Raw genomic sequence first — 3,782 nt, forward strand, 5'->3', positions numbered from 1 at the left:
GTGCAGAACACCTTGGCAGGCGCGGCGAACCAGAAGGAGCCTGTGGCCTGCGCCAGTCCCAGCGGCACGGCGAGCAGGAAGCCCAGCACGCATGTGACGGCCAGGATCCACAACGAGCGCCAGATGCCGATCAAGCCCATTTCATAATATTGCGGCAGCCAGTCCCAGCGCATGAAAAAGGCCGCCGACAGAACCAGGCCGAGTGCGATCAGGATCAGCACGATGCGGTGCGGCTGCAGCCACAGCGACGTGCGCGCGACGGCGTTGATGATGGCCGCCTCGTTGGCCATCAGCGCGCCTCCTTGAGCGAAGGCATGCCGCGCCGCGACCAGGCCTCGACCCGGCCGATGATGAGATTGGAAAACAGCGACAGCAGCAGATAGAGCACGCCCGCTGCGAAAAAGAAGGTGAAATAGGCTTTGGTGACACCGGCGGCCTGCCGCGTTGCCAGCGCCAGCTCGTAGAAACCGACGACCGCCAGCAGCGCGGTGTCCTTGGTCGCGATCAGCCAGAGATTGGCGAGACCCGGTATGGCGAAGGGCAGCATTGCCGGCAAGGTGATGCGCCGCAAGAGCAGGCCGGGAGACATGCCATAGGCGCGGGCCGCTTCGATCTGGCCTTGCGGAATGGCCAGGATCGCGCCGCGGATCACCTCGGTCGAATAGGCGCCCTGGACAAAGCCGAGCACGGCGATGCCGGCGGCAAGGCCGCTGATGTCGACACGTTGATACCCCATTGCCGTCAGCGCCTGATTGATCAGGTCGGTCCCGGCATAATAGAGCAGCAGGATCAGCACCAGTTCGGGCACGGCGCGCACGATGGTGGTGTAGACCGCCAGCAGGTCGCGCACCACCGGGCCGCCATAGAGCTTGCCATAGGCGCCGCCTGTGCCGATCAAAAGACCGAGGCAGGTGGCGCCCAGCGCGATCTCGATCGAGTGGAGCAGTCCAACCAAAAGGGTCCCGCCCCAGCCCGGCGGATTGGGCGAGAGAAGTTCGATGATGCCGGCCGCCGAGGCCGAAAGAAGTGCGTCGATCAGCGTCGCCCCCGAGGTGCTGGCTCTAACCGCCGACGGCTGCGTCGGCGGCAAACATGCCTGGGAAAGATCGGCAGGAGGGGCATGGCGCTGACGCCATGCCCCTCAGCTCATGTGAGGGTCGTCAGTTCGACTGCGCGCCGCCGCCGCCGTAAATATCGAAATCGAAGTACTTCTTCGAGATCTCGTCATATTTGCCGTTGGCGCGGATCGCCTTGATGCCGGCGTTGATTTTGCCCTTCAGCTCGGTGTCCTCCTTGCGCACACCGGCGCCGACGCCCGGTCCGAGCACTTCGTCGTCCGGAGCGACCATCCCTTTCAGGTCGCAGCAGGCCTTGCCCTGGTCGGACTTCAAGAACTCGCCAAGCGCGATGGAATCGGCCTGAACCGCATCGAGGCGGCCGGCGGCAAGATCGTTGTTGGCTTCGTCCTGGGTCTGGTATTCCTTGATCTCGGAAGCTGTGCTGCCAAAGTGCTTCTTGGCGTAGACGGCATGCACCGTCGAAACCTGCACGCCGACCACCTTGCCCTTGAGATCGTCCGGAGCGGAGCCGAATTTCTGGTCCTTCGGGCCAATGATCGCCGTCGGGGTGTTATAGTACTTGTCCGAGAAGTCGATCGTCTTCTCGCGTTCGGCGGTGATCGACATCGAGGAGACGATGAGGTCGATCTTCTTGGTCGTCAGCGCCGGGATGATGCCGTCCCAGGCAACCGGCGTGATGACGCAGTCGAGCTTCTCTTCGGCGCACACCGCGTCGATGAACTCGATCTCCCAGCCGACCCATTTGCCGGAAGCGTCCGGCGAGGTGAAGGGCGGATAGGGCTCGGCGGCGACGCCGATCTTGACCGGATCGGCCTTGGCCACGCCCATGGCGGCGACGCCGAGCAGCAGCGCTGCGGCGAATGTCTTCAGAAAAGTCTTCATGTCACGACTCCCAGTTTGTTGTTGGTTCCCGGTTTTCTTCCGTCCCGGCCTGTCCTAGCCGATGTTGCGGATGAACTGCTTCAGCCTTTCGGATTTGGGCGCGCCGAAGATCTGCTCGGGCGGGCCTTCTTCCTCGACCAATCCATTGTAGAGATAGACGACATGCGTCGCGACCTCGCGGGCGAACTTCATCTCGTGCGTCACCAGCACCATGGTGCGGCCTTCGCGCGCCAGGTCGCCGATCACCTTCAACACCTCGCCGACCAGTTCGGGATCGAGCGCCGAGGTCGGCTCGTCGAACAGCATGACGCGCGGATTGATGGCCAGTGCCCGGGCGATCGCGGCGCGCTGCTGCTGGCCGCCCGACAGATAGGCCGGATAGACGTCGCGCTTTTCGGCCAGGCCGACGCGAGCGAGCAGCTTTTCGGCCTCACTGATCGCTACATCGCGCTTGATGCCAAGCACATGCACGGGAACCTCGATGACGTTTTCGATCAGCGTCATGTGGCTCCACAAATTGAAGTTCTGGAACACCATGCCGAGCTTGGAGCGGATGCGCTCGATCTGCTTGCGGTCGGCCGGAATGGTGTGGCCGTGGCTGTCGGCCTTCAGCTTGATCTCCTCGCCATTGACGCGAATGATGCCGCTGGTCGGGTTTTCCAGGCAGTTGATGCAGCGCAGCAGCGTCGATTTGCCCGAGCCTGAGCCGCCAATGATGGCGATCACCTCGCCGTCGCGCGCCGACAGCGAGACGCCCTTCAACACATGCAGCTCGCCGAACTTCTTGTGCAGGTTCTCGACATGGATGGCTTCGGCGGCGCCGTCCTGCGCCGTGTGTTTCAATACGGGTGCGGCGCTTTGCACCATCATCCCTTCGACGCTCCGCGGAGCGGTCGAGCCCGTCGCTGCTGGTATCTTTTACCCATTACCCGTCACTGGACAGAGTTCCCATTCTCAGGATGGACCGTTCCGCTTGCCTCCGTCAACCATGGTTTTTGGACTATTGATCACAGCTTGCTGTAGTGGTTAGTGGCGGCAACGGACGTTTCGGGAGAATTTAGTGGGCAAATCATACGGGTCGCAGTCCATGGCCGGACCCCTGAAACGCGTGCTGATGCGGTCCGCCGCCAGCGCCATGCGTCATGCCAAAGCGCAGGAATGGCACTACGGCCCGGGTTTTGATTCGCAAAAGGCCGCAGCCCAGCATGAGCAGTTGACCGGCATGGTCGCGGCTTCCGGCGCCGAGATCGAATGGCTGACGGATGCCGATGACGGGCTGGCCGATTCCGTCTTCACCCATGATCCGTCGCTGATGACCGATCATGGCGCGATTATTCTCTCGATGGGTAAGGCGCTGCGCCGTGCCGAGCCTGGTCTGCACGAAGCAGCTTACAAACGCATGGGCATCCCCATCCTTGGCCGCCTCGAAAGCCCTGGCCAGGTCGAAGGCGGTGACTGCGTCTGGGTCGATGCCAACACGCTGGCCGTCGGCCGCGGCGTGCGCACCAACCAGGACGGCATCCAGCAGCTTTCGAACCTGCTTTCGCCCAAGGGCATTTCGGTTTTTGGCTTCGACCTGCCGCTCTGGCACGGAGAGGAAGCCTGCCTGCATCTGATGTCGGTGATCAGTCCGCTCGCCGACGATCTGGCGCTGGTCTACGCGCCCTTGCTGCCGGCCGCCTTCTACCAGTTGCTGCGGGCGAAGGGTATCAAGCTGGTCGAGGGCGATGCCGACGAGTTCTTCGCCTCCAACGGACTCAGCCTCAACGTGCTGCCGACCGCGCCGCGCCAGGTCATCGCCGTTGCCGGGTTTCCCAGGAC

Annotated in this window: 4 protein-coding genes and 1 pseudogene; 1 reads left to right on the forward strand and 4 read right to left on the reverse strand. The window is 63.0% G+C overall.

The features are described from left to right. The 4 genes and pseudogenes from EN993_RS32645 to EN993_RS32660 all read right to left on the reverse strand — a co-directional run. A pseudogene (locus tag EN993_RS32645) lies at positions 1-290 on the reverse strand (ABC transporter permease); the annotation flags it as partial. Further along, positions 290-1,003 carry an ABC transporter permease gene (locus tag EN993_RS32650; protein ID WP_206438806.1) on the reverse strand — a complete coding sequence of 238 codons (714 nt, stop codon included), beginning with the start codon at positions 1,001-1,003 and terminating at the stop codon, positions 290-292. The pseudogene EN993_RS32645 and the gene EN993_RS32650, both read right to left, overlap by 1 nt. 157 nt (positions 1,004-1,160) lie before the next feature. After that, positions 1,161-1,961, reverse strand: a complete 801-nt coding sequence (locus EN993_RS32655; RefSeq protein ID WP_109665771.1) for a transporter substrate-binding domain-containing protein — start codon at positions 1,959-1,961, stop codon at positions 1,161-1,163. Between the two features lie 54 nt (positions 1,962-2,015). Continuing rightward, positions 2,016-2,828, reverse strand: a complete 813-nt coding sequence (locus EN993_RS32660) for an ABC transporter ATP-binding protein (RefSeq protein ID WP_109665774.1) — start codon at positions 2,826-2,828, stop codon at positions 2,016-2,018. 220 nt (positions 2,829-3,048) lie between these two features. Here EN993_RS32660 and EN993_RS32665 point away from each other — a divergent pair. After that, positions 3,049-3,782 (forward strand): arginine deiminase family protein (locus tag EN993_RS32665; RefSeq protein WP_127265891.1); only part of this gene is annotated, 734 nt, incomplete at its 3' end.

The sequence above is a fragment of the Mesorhizobium sp. M7D.F.Ca.US.004.01.2.1 genome, assembly GCF_003997785.1.
Taxonomy (GTDB): Bacteria; Pseudomonadota; Alphaproteobacteria; order Rhizobiales; family Rhizobiaceae; genus Mesorhizobium; species Mesorhizobium loti.